We start from the raw sequence: 18875 nt of genomic DNA, 5'->3' as shown, positions 1-18875 counted from the left end.
TCGGTGTCCCGCGGGTGGTCGGCAGGTGGCAGCCCACCCGGGCCGGTGCGGTCAACTCATGGGCCTGGACCGACGAGGTGTTCCTGTTCGCCGACGGCTGGCTGGCCCTGGCCGGGCCGAACGGCTCCGGTAAATCCCTGACCGCGTCGATGCTGGTCACCATGCTCCTGGACGCCGACACCTCGCAGAAAGCCCTGTCGGTTTCGGGTGAGGCCGCCGGCACACTCATCGACCGGCACACCGACCGCACTCCCACCGAGGACCGCACCGGAGCCTGGTGGCTGGAGTACGGCCTGCGCACCGCCGACTCAGAGGACGTGCGCTACCTGACCACCGGGCTGTGGCTGCGGTCGCAGGGCGGCAGCCTGCAACGAGCGTTCTTCCTCACGCCCGGCCGGGTCGGCATCGACGTGTACCTGCAACGCGACCGCGATCCGGTCGCCGTCGAGGACCTCGCCGCGCAACTGGCCGCCCTCGACGGCCGGCTGTTCACTTCCCACGACCGGCTCACCAGCAAGGCGAAACCGCATCTGCGCGTCGCGGACGAAGACCAGTACCGCGACGCCGTCCGCACCACGTTGTTCGCCCCGCTGGATACCGTGCAGTTCGATGCGCTCCTCGGCGTTCTGCGCAGTCTGCGCAGCGTGCGCACCGCGGAGGCCATCTCCCCGAACGCCATGCGGACGGTACTGACCGAGGCCCTGCCTGCTCTGGATCCGCGGGCTTTGCAGTTCATCGCCGACACCATGGAACGCATCGCCGACCTGGAACGCCAGCTGCAACAAGCCCGGTCCGAGACCCGCCAGCTGGAGCAGGCCGAGCAGCAGTACGGGCGCTACCTCGACACGGTCACCGCAGTGGAGGCCGCGCAGCTCTCCCACGCCCAAACCGTCTTCGACGATCACGCCCGTCAGGTGCGCGCCGCCGAGGACAAGTTGAGCGAGGCCGCGCGGGCTGCAGCGGCCGTCGCCGCGCAACGGGCCGATCTGCGGACCACGATCACCGAACTGAAAGGCAAGCTCCAAGCGACCGACGCGGCCCTGCGCGACCACGCCGGCGCGGAACTGCCCCAGCTCGAAGAGCGCCTAACCGAGCTGCACAAGCTGCACGACGCGGCGCGGCAGCGACGAGACGACCTAGACGACGACGCGCAGCTGGCCGCCGCCGCAGCCGAGGAAGCGCTGGATCAGGCCGCCAGTGGGCAGCGGCATCTGAGCGAACTCGTGGCCCATCTGCTGGCCGGCGCCGCCGAGGTGGGTGCGCAGGCGTTCGTCGACCGTATCGCCGACACCAGCGACCATCTCACCAGCAGTAGGCCCGGGTCATCGGTGACGCTGACCGGTCTGGCTCAGCTGACCGGCACTCCCCACAGCTGGGTGCAGGCCCGTCTGGACGTCTTGCAGCGCATCGACGCTGCCATGCGTGAACTCGACATAGCCCACGAGGGCCAGCGCGGCGCCGCCGCCCAGGTACGTGCCGCCGAAGCCGACCGCGACCGGTACGACCAGGCTGCCGAGCAGGCCGTGACCGCGCGCCAAACCAGAATAGTTGAACTCGGCGCCGCGGTGCAGCAGTGGGACATCCGCCGCGTCGAGCTGCCCGCCGTACCCACACACCTGCTCGACACCGGCGAGAGGACCGACCCGGACACGCTGGTGAGCTGGCTGCACCGCGCGGGCACCAGCACCCGGCAGCGGATCGCGCTCGCCGCACGCGAACAAGACGTCCTCAACGCCGGCCGCAACGTCACCGCTGCGGAGACTGCCCTGAGCGTAGTGGCCGGCAAACGCGAGAAGGCGGCAGAAGCGGCGGTCGAGGCCGAACGCGGCCTTGCCCGAGCCCAGCAGCAAGCCGTTTTCGATCACGAGGCCGCCGACGAACGCGCCCGGCAGGACCACGCCGCTCACGAGGCCGCGGTCCACGCCGCGCAGCAGATCACCACGGATGCCGAACAAACACTCGCTGATGGCGGGGCTGCCGCCGCCGCCGCCGAGCGCACCTGGGCTCACCACGTCGCCGTATGGCGGACCTCGCTGGTCCACCTCGACTCGGCCGCCGTCGTACTGCCCGGCGACCTGGACATTGTCGACCTGCACCAGCCGGCACGAGCAGTCCAGCAGGCACATGCCACGCTCACCGCGCGGCTGCAGCGCAGCATCGCCGCCGCCGAACACGACCGCGACCAAGCCCAGCACACCGTGGACGACCTCGAGGCCGAGCTGCGCAACGCCCGTCGGCAATCGCCGGTACCCGCGGCACCGCCGTGGCGTGCCGTGCGGCACCCGGACGCCTGCGTCCCGTTCTGGGCAACGGTCGCGTTCGCACCCCAGACGGACTCAGGCCACGCCGACCGGCTGGAAGGTGCCTTACTGGTCTCCGGCCTGCTCGATGCGGCGATCACTCACGACGGGCGGCTCATCGGCGACGGTGACCTCACCCTGTCCCCCCACCAGCCGGTTCCCGGTCGCAGCCTCGCCAACTTGTTGACCGCGGAACCGGACTGCGGCATCGACCCGCACCGCATCACCAGCCTGCTGCGCAGCATCACCATCGACGACCTCGACAGTGACACGACCGCCGGACGTTTGCGCGTCGGCCCGCTGATCGCGACCGCCCCGCGCGGCTACCGTGCCGCGTTCATCGGCCGCACCGCCCGTGAACGGGCCCGCCTCGCCCGGGTCACCGACCTTGAACACCAGCTCGCTGCCGCCGGTGACATCCTCGCCGGCGCGCAGCAGCATCTGCAGTCGCTGCACCAGGCGGCACAAGCCGCCCAAGCCGAGGTCGACAGCTTCCCGGCGACCGACGACATCACCCGAGCCCGCGACACTCTGGTTCAGCTACGCCTCGCGCTCGCCGCCGCCGAGCAACGCACCACCAAAGTCGTCGCCGAGGCCGACGCCGTCATGGCCCGCGCGCTGGCCGCCGTCGCCGCTACCCGCACCACCATCGACCGCAGCGTGCTCGACGCCCGCCAACAGGTGGAATCCGCCGGTGACGCCCTGCACGCCGCTCTGGAAGCCGAGACCGCCGCCACCGGACACCTGGACACCATGCGCGCCGAACTGGCTACCGAGGTCGACCACCGTGATCTGGCCCAAGCCGCCGAAGACCGGTGCGCCCACGAAGAACACACCTTCCCCGACCTCGACGACCTACGACAAGCCCTACGAGACGAGGACGCCACGGAACAGGCCGCCATCGCCGCCCGAGCCCGCGTCACCGACCACGAGCGCCTGCACCGCGATGCCAGCACCCGTGTCGCACAGGCGCAGCAGGCCGTCAACACCACGGCCACGCAACCGGACAGCACCATGCTGCCCACCAGCGCGCAGCCCCTGAACCGGCACCGGCAAGCGGTCGAAAGCTTCGACCGTCAAATCAGCACCTGGTCCAACGCCGCCCAACGCACCCTCGACCTGCTCACCACCGCTCACACCAGCGGAAAAGCGGCCGGCCGCACCGCCGCCCAGGCGCAGGCCGCCGCGACCGAGGCGGGCAACCTGCAGCAGAACGCCGTTAGCCTGCAGGCCCGCGTCGAACAAACCCGAGCCCTGTACGGCGCCGAATACACCCACCTGTTGCGTACGCGCGAGACCCTCGAAGCCGAACACGACACCCGGCAGGCCGACGACGAAGCGCTCGGCAAGCAGCACGGCAAGCACGAGGTCGCCGAAGCCGAAGCCCGCCTGACCCTGACCAACCTTGCACCACAACGAGCCGAGACCGAACAAGCCCGGACCCGATACCACCACCGGATGGGTCTGCTGGCCACCTACGGCTTCGCCGACGTCCCGGACGACATCGCGCACGAGCCCGACGGCACCCCCGCCAATATCACCGCCGCGCTGAGCTGGGCCCGCCGAATCCTGGCACAACGACAGGGAACCACCCGCCTGGACACTCTCATCGGCAACCGCGACCGCATGCTGCGCCAGCTCGAAAACACCACGCGCACCGTCAACCAGGCCCTCGCCGCGTTCGACCAGCAACTCGACATCACCACCCTGGAGAACACCGACTGGCGCCGCGTCACCCTCGCCGCCCCAAACGCCGCAGTCGGCGACGACCTGCGCCATGCCACCGCCACCCTGCGCACCACCGTCGCGGGCCTGGAAGCCGACCTCCGTCACGACATCAAAGGCATCCTCAAAACCTCGACATTCATCCAGCTGCGCCGCGACATCCAGCAACGCCGCGAAGCCGCCCAAGAGCTAGTGCGCCAGATCCGCGCCACCCTGCAGAACGTACGCACCGGGGTCGCCCGCGTTGGCGTGCAAGTCGACTGGAAAGTCCGCGAGGACGACAACGCCCGCCAGATGGTCGACCTGCTCACCGCCCCGCCCTCCGACCAGGTCTTCGAGTCGATGTACGACGTCCTGCGCCGCCGGATGGAGGAAGCCGGCGACGAAACCTGGACCGACCGCGTCGCCCACACCTTCGACTACCGCTCCTGGCACGAGTGGCACATCAGCGTCACCCACAGCAGCTTCGGCGTCGACCAGTTCAAACCCGTCAACGCCCGCTCCAATCCGCTCAAGAGCCTGTCCACCGGCGAATCACGCCTGGCCACCATGCTGCCGCTGCTCGCCGCAGCCTGGTCCATGTACTCCGGCACCACCTACCAGGGCCCCCGCCTGCTGACCATCGACGAGATCGACGCCGCCTTCGACGACAAGAACCTGCGTCAGGTCCTGGCCCTGCTGCGCACCTGGAATTTCGACGTGCTCGCCACCACCCCGTCGATCGCCCCACTGATCAAACGCGAATCCCGCGACGTCGTCATCCACGAAGTCATCACCACTGCCGGCCGTCACCGCGTCACCATCCCCTGGCTGTGGAACGGCGCCGGCGAAGCCACCCCCGTCACCCTGCCGCTACCAGCCATCCGAACCGAGAGCTGACCCGGTGCCCACCGAATTGACCTACCTCGCCGCCGACACCGACCTGCACCCGCTCTGGCAGGCGATCCACGACCGGCTGTGCGCCGGCACCACCCCCGAAACACTCACCACCGTTCGCGTCACCGGCATGAACCACGCCGGCCTCGCCCAACTGCGAACCTGGCTCGACACCACCACCCGGCGCCGCCGCAGAACCTCAGCCGTCACCATCACCGTCGACACCATCACCGTTCCCGTCCGCGACCTGCTCACCGTCCTCGACCTCACCCCTGACCAACTCGTCACGATCGTGGAACTCGCCATCGACGCCCCGATCATCGACCGCAGCGCCACAGCCCGCACCGCAGCCGCCCACCGCGAACAGCTCTGGCAGTACGCCGCCGACCAGCTTCCCGGGCTTCCTCAGCTGGTCACCCGCATGCGCAGCGCCGGCCTCGGTGAAGACGACAGCGACATCCGCACCACCATCGCCGCCCTGACCGCGGTCTTGAAACAGCTGCCCGTGACCCCACTGAAGCCGCTGGCGAAACTGGCCCACGACACCGTCGGCGATCCGCACTACTTCGACCTGGACAGGCTCGCCGGCAGACGCCTCGTTGCCGCGATCGCCGAACACACCGGCCAAGCCGTACCAGCCCGACCCGACCTCGTACGGGCGCTGCTGGCCGAATCCGGCATCGTGGCCGACCGGTTGTCGTCCACCGTGCTGCTGTTCAACGTCCACACCACCGGCGACGGTCCCATCGACCGGCGACTACGCGACAGCAGCACCCCCGTCGCCCTCACCCTGCTCGACCTCCTGCAGGAGCCGCCAACCCTCGGCCCGCAAGTTCTTACCGTCGTCGAGAACCCGTCCGTGCTGGAGGTCGCCTACCTCAACGGCTCACCCCAGCCGCTGGCCTGCACCAGCGGACAACTTCGCGCCGTCGACCACACTCTGTTCCGCCTCGCCGTCCACCACGGTGTTCGCGTGCGATACGCCGGCGACATCGACCACGCCGGCCAGCACATCGCCGCCATCGTCGCCGATACCTACGGCGCTGAACTCATTGCTATGGACGCTGACACCGCCCAGCAAGCCCAGCAGCGACCACCAGCCGTCGCGTCCGCACCTGCCACGCAGGCCGACGCACCGGCGATCTACCAGGAACACGACGTCCTGCTGCACCGCATTCTCCAGTAGCGCCCCAGCTCAGCAGCGCGATGGCGGACGCTTAAATCCTCGCTCGCGGACTTCGTGAATCAGGCCAGTCCGGCGGCATCGGTCGACGCCCAGCCAGCGTCTGCGGCGGTTGCGTCGCTATGCACAAGTCATCGGCTTTCGTGCATAAGAAAGCCATAGGTTGACCTTGACACGCTTCGCCGGGCGGTCGTCGCGTAAACCGAACGGGGGAGCATCTTTCGCGCTGGTGGCATGACGTCGGCGCCCAACTTTCCTACGATGCTGTAGGCAACGTGATCTGCGCTCACGTTGAGCCCGCGCCCTCGATCAGCGTCGCGTTGTTCCCGTTCTCGGCATCGGATGGGCCACGACACCGCGCGATCGGCCACCCTCAGAACAATCGAAGTACGTCGAACTCTTGCCCGTCGCCCTTGCTGGCGACGGCGCCCCGCCTGGGCCTGCCGGTCCTCAGGCCGCGGCACGCTCCGCAGCCCTGCCCCTGGACTCGGGCTGAGACCGTCGTTTCCCACTCATTCGACCCGCAGCAGGGGCAGTGCCACCGGCAGCGGTCGTGGGATCCCGGGCGAAGCCGATCAGGCCCTCGATCAGGGTGGTCCAGGTTCGCCAGGAAGGTGCCCGCGATCTCGGGATGCAGGTCGGCCAGCGATCCACCTGGCGACGGCTGCTGTCGGGATGCAGTGCGCCGGCGGATGCCGCACGGCTGGCAGCCCCGCCCGGAGGTACGGGTGACGACCGGCGCCACCCACTCGTGTGCACAGTCCGGGCATCGCCAGAGCACTCGGACGGTCGACCCCCGAGCCAGGTCGAGTAGCTTGATGTCGCGGGTTTTGTCGACGTCGAGGATGCGCACGGCCTGGGTGAGAAGTTCGGGAGCGATGTCACGGACTCGGAGTTCGGCCCGGCTCAGACGGGCCTGGTAGGAGCGTTCCCGCTGTGAGCACGGCGGGCAGCCGGTGTTGCGGCGGGCGCGGCTGACCACTCGGGTGCGCCAGACGTGCTGGCAGGTCCTGCACTGCCAGACGCAGCGGTCCGCTGAGCCGGGAAGCAGCCACTGTGCGCTCATCTCCGGACGCGTCAGGTTCTCTACCAGTTCGCTCGCAAGCTCGGGGAACAGAATGGCCAGGCTCTCGTTGGGTGGCACGGTTTGAAACGCTTTCCACTCCTCGCGTGCGGTGCCGAGGCATACGGCGATCCGGTCATCGGATAGGGGCGGGCACGGGATGGACTGCGACCGCAGCCACTCCGCGAGGACCAGGAACCACTCCGTCGCGTCCTTGGTGCCCGCGGTCACGGTCGCTCCCGGAACCGGCGGGGTGCCGGGCTGCCGAACCCGCAGATAACGCACACCGAGCTTGGCCATGACCTCCGATTTGCGCAGGTCCCGAGCGTGGGCGGCGGCATCGGAGTGCCACTGGGCCGGGTCCAGGTCGATGTAGAGGCCAGCCGAGGGCAGGAAGAGGTCCAGCCGCTCCGCCGAGCGCCGGCCGCCGTCGAGGCGGACGTCCACCTCCACCTCGTCGCCGGTCGCGGCCGCCAGGAGATGGGCGAGCTCAAGTTCGAGGAGGCTGCGGCCGCGGCGGCGGCACCGGCCGCAGCCGTAGTCAGGTGATTTCGCGCGGTCGCGCACGTGCGCCTCGAAGAGAGCACCGCATTGGCAGCGCCAGGAGCAGAGTGCGCCGGCGCGCGGGTACAGCGCCGCTGGGCCGTGCCCGGGCCAGGAGAGGTTCGTTACGAAGGACGCGGCGACCTCCGGCATGAGCGTGGCGAGTGATTTCTTCTCGGGGGCGACCCGACTGGCGGCGCCCCTAGCCAGGTATGCGCAGGCGGCGCAGAGCAGCCGGGAAGCATGGGTGGCGACGGAGCGTTCGAAGTGCCCGGAACACTCCGGGCAGCGCCAGACGCAGATGTCGCTGGTCCCCGCGGTGAAGCTCTGCGGGCCCCGGCCGGGGTGGGACTTGTTGGCGACGAACATCGCGGCCAACTCCGGATGCGTGCTGTTGAACGGCGCGGCCTCGCCGGGGTCCCTCAGCAATTCGCCCGCCCGCTGTCGCCCGCAGGGCGGGCAGCCGTGGCCGGCGGTTCGGTTTGTCACGGTGGAGACCCATTCGTGCGCGCAGTCGCCGCAGCGCCAGGAGCATCGGTCGACCGAGTTTGGCCGGAGCAGGGCCGGCCCGCGCTCGGGGCGCCGCTGGTTGGCGACGAACTGGGCCGCGATCTCAGGGAAGAGGTCAGCAAGCGATCGACCCGGCTGCGCTGCACCGCCCATCAACGCAGCGCATCGAGGGCAGGGCCGGGCTGCGCCGACCACGTTGTACACCGTCTGCTCCCACTCGTGATCGCAGGCACTGCACCGCCATCGGCAGCGGTCCCTCGCAGATTTCGGCAGAGAGTCGGGGGTGCGGTTCGGATTGATGAGGTTGCGGACGAACATGTCGGCAACCGCGGGGTGAGTGGCGCGAAGCGGCGCGGTGGTCGGCGGCCGACGATTCGCGGCCCTGCACCGGGGGCAGGCGCTTCCCGCGACCCGGAGCCGGACCCTCGTGTGCCAGATGTTACCGCAGGCACAGCGCCACCAGGCCACCTTGTCGGAACGGACGCTCACCTCGGCAACCAGCGCCTGCTCGGCCGAATCCTCCCAGTGCAGAAAAGACTCGACGATCTTCGGGCACGCGTCGCCGACCCGGTTGGCCACCCGCCGGGAATTGGCATCGGACCGGCGCTTGCCCGCGCACGGCTTGCAACCGCCGCCCCCGGACCGGGTCCGCCGGACGATCGGGCCCACCCAGGAGTGGCCGCAGGCCGAGCAACACCACCGTGCCTCGGCTGAGGACTGGGCGCTGATCGTCTCGGGTGTGGCGGTCGGGTAGGTGACGCACTCCAGCCACTCAGCGGCCAGCTCCGGCATGACTTCCGCCAGGCTACTGCCCGGCTCCGGTGTCTCGGCCTTGCGCCGCAGACGGCTCCGGCAAGCCTTGCAGCCGGGTGCGGCTCGCACCCGCACCGCAGTTGCCTGCCACCACTCGACCCCACAGGTCGCGCACCTCCACCGGGCCTCGCGATTCGAGCCTCGGGGGAGGTCGCCCAGAGCCCTCATCCAACCCGCAACCTCGAGCAGCTCCGGCAGGAGATCTGGGCGGACGTTCGCTATCGTCTCCCGGGTCTTGGCAGCCACGCCTGCATCATGGCGACCGAGTACGACACCTTCCGAATGACTTAACGGCTGAGGCCGTCCCCACTGCCGCAGGCTCTCCTGGTCGCCGGACGTCAAATGCGCTGTCGTAAGCGGACCGGCGCGACGCAAGAGAACATCGAAGCGGCTGAGGTGACGCCGCCGCTGGGGCTCGGAGACGATGATTGCCTGTCGGTCGCGTTCTCGCCATTAGGTGATCTGGTCGCCACCGCTGAGCAAGAGACGTTGCGGAACTCGGTCGTGCCGCAGATGTTTAACCGCCGGGGCAGCCGGTTTCCCATCGTTTCATCCGGGGCGATCCGTCATGCGGGCGGGCGGTGACCGATCCGGTCCACCCCGGGCAGTCCGCTGGCCCAAGCGGAGCGGGGCCGCGTTGCTGCTGCCCGTGCAGCTCCCCGATGACGCGACGCACGGAAGCGTGGCCCGGGCATGGACGTTCCTGTTCGAGGTTTACTGCAAGGTCCCTGGTTGAGCCCCGTCGTTCTTGTCTCTGTCAGCTATCCGTCTCGGGCTAGCGAGCCGCAGCTTCTCGTAGTGCGATGGCCGGGTGGGGCGGGCATCAGGGGAGTACCGTCGCGAGTCCGGTGCCCTGCTGGGCGCGATCGCCGTCGGCCTGGCCATCAACATCCTGACGGCGCGCGCGGACAGCTGGCGAGGACCGTGGCGCTTTGTCCTTGATTACGCCTACCTGTGGCTCCCGCTATGCGTTGTCCTGTGGCTCGGCTGGCGGTACTTCCTACACCGTCGGACAGCGGTCACGTGGCGTGGCGCGGAAAGCCCCTACCCCGGCCTCGCGCCGTTTACGGCGGAGCGCGCGGGTGTCTTCTTTGGGCGCGACCGCGAAGCAAGGGACGTACTAAACCGACTAGAGCGATCAGGACCGGTGCCAGCGACCCGGATAGTCACTATCGTCGGCCCTTCGGGAGTGGGCAAATCCTCGCTGATCCGCGCGGGTGTCCTCGCTCGACTACCACGGCGGTGGACCGTGGTGGGTCCGCTACGTCCGGCCGCCGACCCATTTATGAGCCTCGCCGGGGCTTTAGCGGATGGCCCGGAGGCGGTGCTGGAGACGGCGCGACTGCTACGCGAAGAAGCCGTCTCCCCGGAGGCCCCACTCCAGGTTGTGCCAAGCTTCCTCGCCGTCGCCCGCTGCCCTGTACTGCTCGTTGTCGATCAAGCCGAAGACCTGTACACGATGACCGGCGAGCACGACCGGACCCAGTGGTGGACCCTGCTGACCCGAACGCTGACCGTGCTGCCGGAGCTGCGCCTGCTGGTGGCGATCCGGCCCGAGTTCCGCCGCCGGCTCACCGATCAGCAGGCCGGCTTCATCACCCGACCTGTGGCCATCGGTCTCCTGGATCCGCCCCGCATCCGACAGGCCATCGCGGGTCCCGCCAGGGCCGCCGGACTCACGTTCGAGGACGACCTCATCGACCGCATGACCGCCGACGCCACGGTCGGTGACGCGCTTCCCCTGCTCAGCCACCTGCTGCAACGCCTGCACCTGCAGTCCCATCGCCAACACATCACGGTGGCCCAATACGAACAGGCCGGGGAGGTGGGCGGCGCCATCGCAGCTCACGCCGAGCAGATCTACGAAAACCTCACCCAGCGGTACCCCGAACACGCCGTCGACTCTGCTCTGCTGCGCGGCATCGCTATGGAAGGTAAGGAAACCGTACGAAGGACGATTCGACGATCCGACCTCGACACCACCGCAGCTCGCATCCTTGAGGAGTTCAGGGCAGCCCGTCTGATCACCGATGTCAAGGACGGCACCTGCCTTGAATTGACCCACGACGCCCTGTTCCGCCAGTGGCGACGACTCGCCTTTCTGATCAGCGCCAACGAGGAGAGCCTGCACCGCATCACCCGGCTCGAGCACCGCGCGACAGCATGGCAAGTGGACCCACACACCGACGACCTCTTGCGCGGCCGAACCCTCGCCGATGCCCTCGTGCTCGCAGCCGAGGTGCCCCTCTCGACCGCAGCCAGACGCCTGCTCGACTCCTCCCAAGAGTTCGATCACCAGGACCGTATCCGACAATCCGAGCGGATCGCCGAGCTGGCACAACAGGTGCGCCGGCAGGACCCCGAACTGGCCGTGGCACTTGCCCACACCGCGCTACACGAGTTGCCACCCACCCCGGCAGCGGCGATGACGCGTTGGGCCCTAACCGCCACGTCACGCACACGGCACCTCACCATCGGGCACACCACCGGCATCACCTCCGCAGTCTGGCTGCCCGGCAGCCAGGGCCTGCGCACCGCCGACAAGATGGGACGCGTCTGCACCTGGGACGATGCCGGTCGCCTGACCGGGGTCGCCTTCGCCGCTGACATGAAAGCGTGCGGGCACACCATTCTGAGTGCCAGCGGCGCCCTCGCCCTCACCGAGCATGATCGGGGCGCCATGCTCTGGCGCGTCGCAGACGGCCGCAACCTGGGCAGCCGACGGGGGAGTCTTCCAGCGTTGTTCGACTCATTCTCGTGGTACGACGATGTCTGCTTCGCGGGACAGTTCGACTACCGAACCGTCGACGTCTACCGCTTGAACGATGACGTCCCACAGTTGGTCACCAGCATCCCGGCCACACACATTCGCGCCACAGCATGGTCTCCGCAGGGTGACCGGCTGGCCATCGCCTCGAACGACCTGCTGCTCGTGGTCAGCATCGGCGAGGAGGCGTCGGAGGTCCTGCGGCAGCAGGTAGCCTGGTCGCGCCCGGTGCTGTGCTGGGCACCCGACGGCATCCGACTCGCCGTCTCGGCCGATCCGGCATTCACAATGCGTCGCACCGACATCCTCGCGCCGAAGGCCCGCACGCTGTGGATCTACGACACCGACACCGGCCAAGCCGCCGAAAGCGCCCCACCCGGCATGACCGAAACCATGGCATGGTCACCCGTCGAGGACGTCATTGCTTGCTCCGTGCGTCGAACACGCCACCGTGACCGCGTGGCGCTGATCGACGTCGGCACCGGCCGTACAGTTGAGCGGCGGGCACGCCCCCACCAAATCAGCGTGATCGCATGGTCTTCCGATGGCAAACGAATAGGCTTAGGAACTTCACTTCACGACGTCGAGATTTGGGACGTTACCGGCCGAAGCTTCCGTCGCCTGCCTACCGGAAGCCTGCAGAGAATCTCCTGGTCCCCGGACCTCAGACGAGCCGCTGTAAAAAGGATCGGGAGGACGCCGGAGATCATCGAAGCGGACAAGATGGCACCGCCGCTGCGACTCGGAGACGACGATTGCCTGTCAATCGCGTTCTCACCACTCGGCGACCTGGTCGCAACCGCCAGACAGGAACAGGTCACCGTGTGGGACGCGCGATCCGGTAGGCCCCGGGTGCAGTGGGGCGCTCACCCGCGACGAATCCCGAAACGCAAACCGACATCGACGCCGCTTCCATGGGTTTACGGACTCGCCTGGTCCGGCGACGGCTCACGGCTGGCTGTCCATACACATTGCTTCTTCGATAGAACCGCACCCGCCCTCTCGGTCTGGGACGTGGCTAAACCGCAGCGTCTAGCGGTTCTCGACGGAGGCGAAGACAGCACCGGGACGATTGCCTGGTCCCCGAACTCAAGCCTCATAGCTGCAGTCGCCCGCGAACACAACGTGAGCTTATGGCGAGGAGACGACTACACCCTCGTCCGCCAATGGCAAACCGAAGGTCCCGACGAGGTAGCAGCTCTGGCCTGGTCGGATGACTCCACCAGACTCGCCGCCGCCGTCGGCAACCACGTCGAGATCTGGGCCGTAGCGCAGAAGCAAGTCACCTCACGCTGTCTTGGCCACACGGGCACCGTCAAACACCTCACTTGGGGAACCGACGGGCACCGCCTCGCGACCATCAGCGATGACCGCATGCTCTACATTTGGAGCGCTCAAGACGGGCGGCCTCTTGCCGCACTTGACATACCTCGTGGAGGAGTGCGCAGTCTGTCTTGGCGAGACAGCGTCATCGTCACCTACGACGACGGCACGATCATGAGCTGGGACGTCTGCAATGGCCCGGGGCAGGTTTTGACTGAAGGCGGTGAGCCGCGTGCACTGAGCGCCGAAGAACGCGAACGGTACGGCTTGCCGCCAACGCTAACCAGCTGAAAGTTCACAAGCGTGCAGAGCGGCTCTCGTGGTGCCCGCCGATGTCCGACAGAGCGGCGGCCGCAATCCAGCTTTATGGCTGCACGCTTACGCAATGTTATGGCGGTCGGACTTGAACCAGCCCTAACCGTGCCGTAACCTATGAGTATGCGCACCCTGAATGGCGCACAGGTGATACGTACAAGAGTTCGAATCCCCCCTCGGACACCAGAGTTCGTGGATATCCACGCGAGATCAACTCTCTCTCGCGTGGGGGACGCGAGCCCCGGCGACTCATATGTGCGCACCGAACCCATCGAGTCGGTGTCACCTGCACTGACACCCTTGCCCTCGTGCTGGCGGGGGACTAGGTGAAGCTCGGCCGCCTGCGCCCTCGCTGGCCCGATGAGCAGCTCGTCGAGGCGCTCGTTCCCACCCCACTGCCGGTCGCATCGCCGGAGCCGGCGCCGCTGCCGACTTTGCCTGCACCCGCCGCCCGCGCGGGTGATGGCGTGCTGTTCGACGTGGGCCGACCCGACGCCGCCGGCCGGGTCACCGCTCGGGCGCTGCTGCGGGCGTTGGGCTGGACACCGGGCCTCACGCTGCACATCGACGTCGTGACCGCCGCAATCCTGATCACCCGGGCCGCCGATGGCGCGCACGTCGTGGGCACTCGCGAAGAGCTGCCCCTACCGGCGGCCGCCCGACACCTGTGCGGTATCGCCACCGGCGAACCCGTCCTCCTGGCCGCCCTGCCCCGCCGCAACCGCATCGTCGTGCACCCCTCAAACACCATCACCGCGGTCCTGGCCGACCTGCACGCCCGCATCCTCGCAGAGCCCTCATGACCACGGATCCCGATCGTGTCGCCACCGCCCGAGCACTCCTCGCGCATCTCGGCCTCACCGCCGCCGACCTCACGGGCACCGATCAACCGGCCGTGCCGACATTCGCCGAGTACCTTCCTGCTGTCGTTGCCGCGGCGAGCCCGGGAACCCGACGCACCTACGGCAGCTCCTGGCGACGAATGGCCGCCGCCTACGGCGAGTGGCGTATCGACGCGGTGCGGGCCAGCGACCTCGAAGCCCTCATGCGCCAGGCCGCCGCCGGCGCCCGCCCTCGCCGCAACTCCCGAAACGGCCGGCACGCCGGCGAGCACCTCATCGCCGCCGCCCGCGCGTTCTACAACCGCGCCATTGCCGACGGCTACCTCACCGTCGTGGACAGCCCTGCCCACCGGGTTCGCAAACCTCGTCGGCTGCCCAACACACGCCGCGCCCTCACCCCCGACGAATTGGCCGACATCAACGCCGCCGCCCGCAGCGGCGGTAACGACATCGTGCTCGACGCCCTACTGCTGCGCCTGCACACCGAAACTGCCTGCCGGCGCGGCGGCGCCCTGGCGCTGCGCCTGATCGACCTGGACACCGACCACGCGCTGATCCGCCTGTCGGAGAAGGGTGGCACGCAGCGGTGGCAGCCCATCACGCCGATGCTCGCCGCTCGTCTCAGCGAGCACGCCCAAGCCCGCGGCGCCGTCACGCCCACCGACGCGCTGCTTCGCTACCGCAACGGCCAACCCGCCACCTACCGGCGCTACGACCTACTGTGGGCCCGCATCGGCCGGCGGCTACCGTGGGTCGCCGCCCAGGGAATCACCACGCACTGGCTGCGCCACACCACCCTGACCTGGGTCGAGCGGCACTTCGGCTACGGTGTGGCCCGCGCCTACGCCGGGCACACGGACCGCCGCGGACCCGCCACCACCACCTACATCAAGGCCGACCTCCAGGCGTGGCCACCGCTCTGAGCGCCCTCACCGGTCACCCACACCCACTGGCCATCGAACAGCGACATCCACTGGCTACGGGCGAAGCCTGACGGCCCGCCGATCCGGCGGACGCGACCAGTTCGAGCGCCACCTTCCCGAGCTACACGCCATCTCGAACGTCAAGTCGCTGACCTGCTGTTTCGCTTCTCTTCTCTGATCAAGAAGGGGCGCGTGTTGCGTGCTGGAGGCGACGTCCATGGCGGCCAACCGCGGTAAACGCCGGCTAAAGTTGTGCGGACCCGATGGTTGCCTGGGTCAGGAGCCGCTCGCGGACCGGTGCGCGTACATGATCAGGGCGACGCCGACCAGGCAGACGCCGGTGCCGATGATGTCCCACCGGTCGGGCCGGAACTTGTCGACGATCACGCCCCAGGCGAGGGATCCGGCGACGAACACGCCGCCGTAGGCGGCGAGGATCCGTCCGAAGTTCGGGTCGGGTTGGAAGGTGGCGACGAATCCGTACGCGCCGAGGGCGATGACTCCGGCGGCGATCCACCACAGGCCACGGTGCTCGCGCCAGCCCTGCCAGACCAGCCACGCCCCGCCGATCTCGAACAGAGTGGCGACGACGAACAGCAGGATGGAGCGGACGACGGCATTCGTGGACCGTACCGGCCTGCCCGTGACCCGCGATCACGCCGGTGAGCCGGTCGAACAGCCGCAGCCGTTCCCGCCGACACAGCCGCCACGGTGAGAGCGACGGCTCGCCCACCACCAGACTCCCCCGTTCAGGGCGGCGAGGGCGATAGCGATACCGGGCATCCACGCGCCGACGGTCGCCCAGCCGGCGCCGGAGACGATCCCGGCGGCGAGCAGCAGCGGGATGGCGCAGCACGCCGCGCAAGCGAGCCCCGCGAGGCCGGTCAGGTCGAAGGGCAGCCCTCGGCGCGCCCGAGCAGCATTCTGGTCAACGGTCTTCGGCATCGAGGACTCCTCTGACGGCGATGGTGGCGAACGGGATGGGGCAGCACGGCTGCCCGGCGCACGCCATGGGGTCGTCGCAGCCGGCGTCCACCGCGGCCCCCAGGGTGCCGGCGATGACCTGCAGGTCGGCGATCTTCGCCTCGACCTCGACGAGCTTTGCTCGGGCGCGGACCCGCAGACCGGCGTCGGGGTGACGGCCGTGACGGTGTTGGCGCGCGTCGAGCAGGTCGGCGACCTCGTCGAGGGTGAGCCCGAGCCCCTGCGCCGCCTTGATCACCCTCAGCACGGTGACCGCTTCGGCCGGATCAAGGAGATGCCCGCCCAAACTGCGGTCCGGTTCGGCGAGCAAGCCGCGGCGCTCGTAATAGCGCAGGGTCTGCGGATTCACTCCGGCCGCGGCGGCGACCTGGCTGCTGCGCAGCCCGCTCATGCCGTCATCCCGGCGGCGGCCCATTGCGCGAGCGCGTCGAGGACGTCAACGTGCGCGGCCGGCACCTGCACGTCGAGGCGCAGCGCGTCGGCGTCGTCGCCGGCCGCGACCCAGGCCAGGACACGGGCGGCGGATTTCCTGTCGGGGTTACCCGGCGAGTCGGGCGGTGATGTCGACGACCTGGCCTTGGCCGTGCGCAGGGAGCGGGAAGGAGGCCACTACGGTCTTGGCATGGGACCTGAGGATCTGTTTCTCGATACACTTGAGGATCTGCGCAGGCGCAGCGACCTGCGTGCTTCTGAGTACGACATGGTGCAGGTGGCAGGACTTGTGCGGCGGCTGTTGCTCGACGGTCAGCGTCTGTGGGTTGAGGCGAACAAGGCATATCGCATGCGGCCCGTCTGCAGCTGGAGCACCGTAGTGATCACAGCGGGTACGTACGAAGGTGCAACTGCCTGCATCTCCATGCACTGGCTTGACCCGATGCTGGAAGATCTAATCTTGGACTTGCGCTTGCCGTCGGGTGTGGCGCGCGAATCGCTGGTTCCACCGCAAACGGGCAACCTCGACGCCTTTCTCAGATACCGCGTTGCTGTGGCAGGGGAGCTGGGCGTAACTGCTTCGCAACTGGTGACTCACTACGCCAACCGGGAGGGCGGCGTGCATTACGACTCGACTCCGCCGATCCTGCCTCTCCTTGGCGCTCTTCGCGGCGACCATGATTACGCCCTTCGGCTGACGGTGCTAGCGATTGGCCGCATCGTGCACCGTGCCTTGGAGCCTTTAGCGGCCCGTATCGTCTTGTCGAGAAATCCTCACCCCTATGGCCTCATTTCATGAGTATGCCGCCAGTTGGCTGCCCATCAGGCGATCGTGCAAGCGTTAGAGATAGTGGTAGTGCCGTGGCGTGGAGAGTGATCGGAGTCCCGGGCAGACCGGATCCACAGCCAGCATGATCAAATAACCTCGGGCGCAGCGGGGACCCGTCTGCTCGGGCGCGAGTATTGACCGCGGTACGGCTGCGCCGCCGTCCGTTTTCAAACCTCTCACCGGCATCACCGAAGACGCCGATCTGGGGCGTGCCACCGCGTGGCGCCGCGCATTTCGCGGTGACGACAAGACGCGAGGGCCCCGCAACCTAGGGCGGTCGTCGAAGCCTGGTGCCGCCCTAGCTCGACGGACGGAGAGGCCACAGATCAGGATTCTGTGACGATGCGACATGAGGCCCGGGTGCCGATGTCAGTCCGGTCGCCGCCTATCGGACCAGGCGAGGCGGCCTGGGTTAGCCAGTCTCATACCGGGTAATGCCGGCGCTCCCCAGCTGCCCCTGCCGGGCGCTCGTTGGCAGGGGCAGTGGATTCGGGCCGCCGCAGGTGGCCAGGCGGCTGATCTCGTAGAAGCGCGCCCGATCCTTACCGTGCCGCCAGGCTGACCGGGTGGCCCTTACCCGCTGCATCTGGCGGAGTAGCCCGATCATGGCACAGCGCAACAGGGCTAACGTGTCCGACGTGGTCCGTAGTCTTAGTTCGTGCCGACCTACGACTGGCCGCTGATTCAGCATCGAAGCGGAGACTCCATCGAGTCGCTCGTCGCGACTCTCCTGCGCCGCGAGTACGGCGACGCGCGGCAGGTCAATCCATCACAGGGCGACGGCGGGATCGACATCCTCCGATCAACGATGGATGGCCTTGAGATTTGGCAGGTCAAAGGCTTCACCACAGCGATGACCGATAGCCAGTTCCGCCAAGCCAAGAGGTCCTGGGAACGGTTCGTCGAGGAACACGTCACCCCCGGCGCATGTCAGGTTGCCCGGTACCACCTCGTCACACCCTGGACGCCGACCGAGGAGCGCATCACGCAGTTCAATAGCCTCACCGAGGGCGTGTCGTTCCCTTGCCAGTGGGACAGCGACGCCTTCATCGCCGGGCTCGCGGATCGCTATCCCGAAACCATGCGGCGGTTCACTTACGGGGAAGGGGTGCTGGACCAGTTCATTAGCCAGATGGCCCGTACGGTTGAGGACCTCCTCCAGCAGGTCACGGCTGAACCGGGCGGACACCACACCCAACCCGACATGGTCAGTCAACCGACCCCACGGCCGTTTCTCAGCCACCAATGACGTCACGGTCAGCAACCGTACCGGCCTCCACAATCGACGTCAGCTCACTACGCTGACCTCGACAGACGCCTTACCTGAACGGCATTGCATCCGGAGCGCCGATACGCACCCGACCCGCCAAACCAGGTATCTTCTTCACCGAACGGGTGTCCTTCCCAGAGCGACGCATTGGTGTCTCGACAACCCCAATTGTCCCTG

The 18875-nt window shown here is 68.3% G+C and carries 12 protein-coding genes and 1 pseudogene; 8 read left to right on the top strand and 5 right to left on the bottom strand.

Translation table 11 applies throughout. The annotated features are described in order from the left end of the window. Positions 1 to 77: 77 nt before the first annotated feature. Together AB0K35_RS26190 and AB0K35_RS26185 are read left to right on the top strand one after the other, a co-directional pair. Positions 78 to 4904 carry an SbcC/MukB-like Walker B domain-containing protein gene (locus tag AB0K35_RS26190; protein ID WP_363888380.1) on the top strand — a complete coding sequence of 1609 codons (4827 nt, stop codon included), beginning with the start codon at positions 78 to 80 and terminating at the stop codon, positions 4902 to 4904. Positions 4905 to 4908: 4 nt separating this feature from the next. Next, a complete protein-coding gene (locus tag AB0K35_RS26185; protein ID WP_363888378.1) occupies positions 4909 to 6087 on the top strand; it encodes a TIGR02679 domain-containing protein in 1179 nt (392 codons plus the stop codon). Positions 6088 to 6457: 370 nt separating this feature from the next. Here the strand turns inward: AB0K35_RS26185 and AB0K35_RS26180 are convergent, their stop codons facing one another. Then, complete coding sequence (locus tag AB0K35_RS26180) at positions 6458 to 8779, bottom strand: zinc-ribbon domain-containing protein (RefSeq protein ID WP_363888625.1); 2322 nt, start codon at positions 8777 to 8779, stop codon at positions 6458 to 6460. Positions 8780 to 8827: 48 nt separating this feature from the next. Continuing rightward, positions 8828 to 8992, bottom strand: a pseudogene (locus AB0K35_RS26175) (zinc-ribbon domain-containing protein); the annotation flags it as partial. A gap of 363 nt (positions 8993 to 9355) precedes the next feature. On the opposite strand from AB0K35_RS26175, the gene AB0K35_RS26170 reads away from it, so the two are divergent. The 4 genes from AB0K35_RS26170 (at position 9356) to AB0K35_RS26155 (ending at position 15183) form a co-directional block, all read left to right on the top strand. Further along, positions 9356 to 9598 carry a hypothetical protein gene (locus AB0K35_RS26170; protein ID WP_363888376.1) on the top strand — a complete coding sequence of 81 codons (243 nt, stop codon included), beginning with the start codon at positions 9356 to 9358 and terminating at the stop codon, positions 9596 to 9598. A gap of 226 nt (positions 9599 to 9824) precedes the next feature. Continuing rightward, on the top strand, positions 9825 to 13394 hold the full coding sequence (locus tag AB0K35_RS26165; protein WP_363888373.1) for an AAA family ATPase: 3570 nt from the start codon (positions 9825 to 9827) through the stop codon (positions 13392 to 13394). A 350-nt stretch (positions 13395 to 13744) separates the two neighbouring features. Continuing rightward, positions 13745 to 14221, top strand: a complete 477-nt coding sequence (locus AB0K35_RS26160; RefSeq protein ID WP_363888370.1) for a hypothetical protein — start codon at positions 13745 to 13747, stop codon at positions 14219 to 14221. After that, on the top strand, positions 14218 to 15183 hold the full coding sequence (locus AB0K35_RS26155) for a tyrosine-type recombinase/integrase (protein ID WP_363888368.1): 966 nt from the start codon (positions 14218 to 14220) through the stop codon (positions 15181 to 15183). Before AB0K35_RS26160 ends, AB0K35_RS26155 begins: the two co-directional genes overlap by 4 nt. 276 nt (positions 15184 to 15459) lie before the next feature. Here AB0K35_RS26155 and AB0K35_RS26150 read toward each other — a convergent pair whose 3' ends face one another. The 3 genes from AB0K35_RS26150 to AB0K35_RS26140 are packed head-to-tail and all read right to left on the bottom strand — an operon-like array spanning position 15460 to position 16558. Continuing rightward, positions 15460 to 15786, bottom strand: coding sequence for a YnfA family protein (locus AB0K35_RS26150; protein WP_363888622.1), 327 nt, complete (start codon positions 15784 to 15786; stop codon positions 15460 to 15462). Positions 15787 to 15837: 51 nt separating this feature from the next. Continuing rightward, on the bottom strand, positions 15838 to 16128 hold the full coding sequence (locus AB0K35_RS26145; protein ID WP_363888365.1) for a hypothetical protein: 291 nt from the start codon (positions 16126 to 16128) through the stop codon (positions 15838 to 15840). Next, the gene (locus AB0K35_RS26140; protein ID WP_363888363.1) at positions 16112 to 16558 is read right to left on the bottom strand and encodes a MerR family transcriptional regulator; all 447 of its coding nucleotides are present in this window, start codon (positions 16556 to 16558) and stop codon (positions 16112 to 16114) included. Before AB0K35_RS26140 ends, AB0K35_RS26145 begins: the two co-directional genes overlap by 17 nt. Positions 16559 to 16789: 231 nt before the next feature. Here AB0K35_RS26140 and AB0K35_RS26135 point away from each other — a divergent pair, with 231 nt between their 5' ends. Further along, positions 16790 to 17398, top strand: coding sequence for a hypothetical protein (locus tag AB0K35_RS26135; RefSeq protein ID WP_363888361.1), 609 nt, complete (start codon positions 16790 to 16792; stop codon positions 17396 to 17398). 688 nt (positions 17399 to 18086) lie between these two features. Beyond that, complete coding sequence (locus AB0K35_RS26130; RefSeq protein WP_363888358.1) at positions 18087 to 18677, top strand: hypothetical protein; 591 nt, start codon at positions 18087 to 18089, stop codon at positions 18675 to 18677. Positions 18678 to 18875: the final 198 nt, after the last annotated feature.

This window comes from Micromonospora sp. NPDC053740 (genome assembly GCF_040677775.1).
In the GTDB taxonomy this organism is placed as follows: Bacteria; Actinomycetota; Actinomycetes; order Mycobacteriales; family Micromonosporaceae; genus Micromonospora; species Micromonospora alfalfae.
Note: the sequence above shows the minus strand (reverse complement) of the source record. Positions and strands in the feature narration are given on the sequence as shown.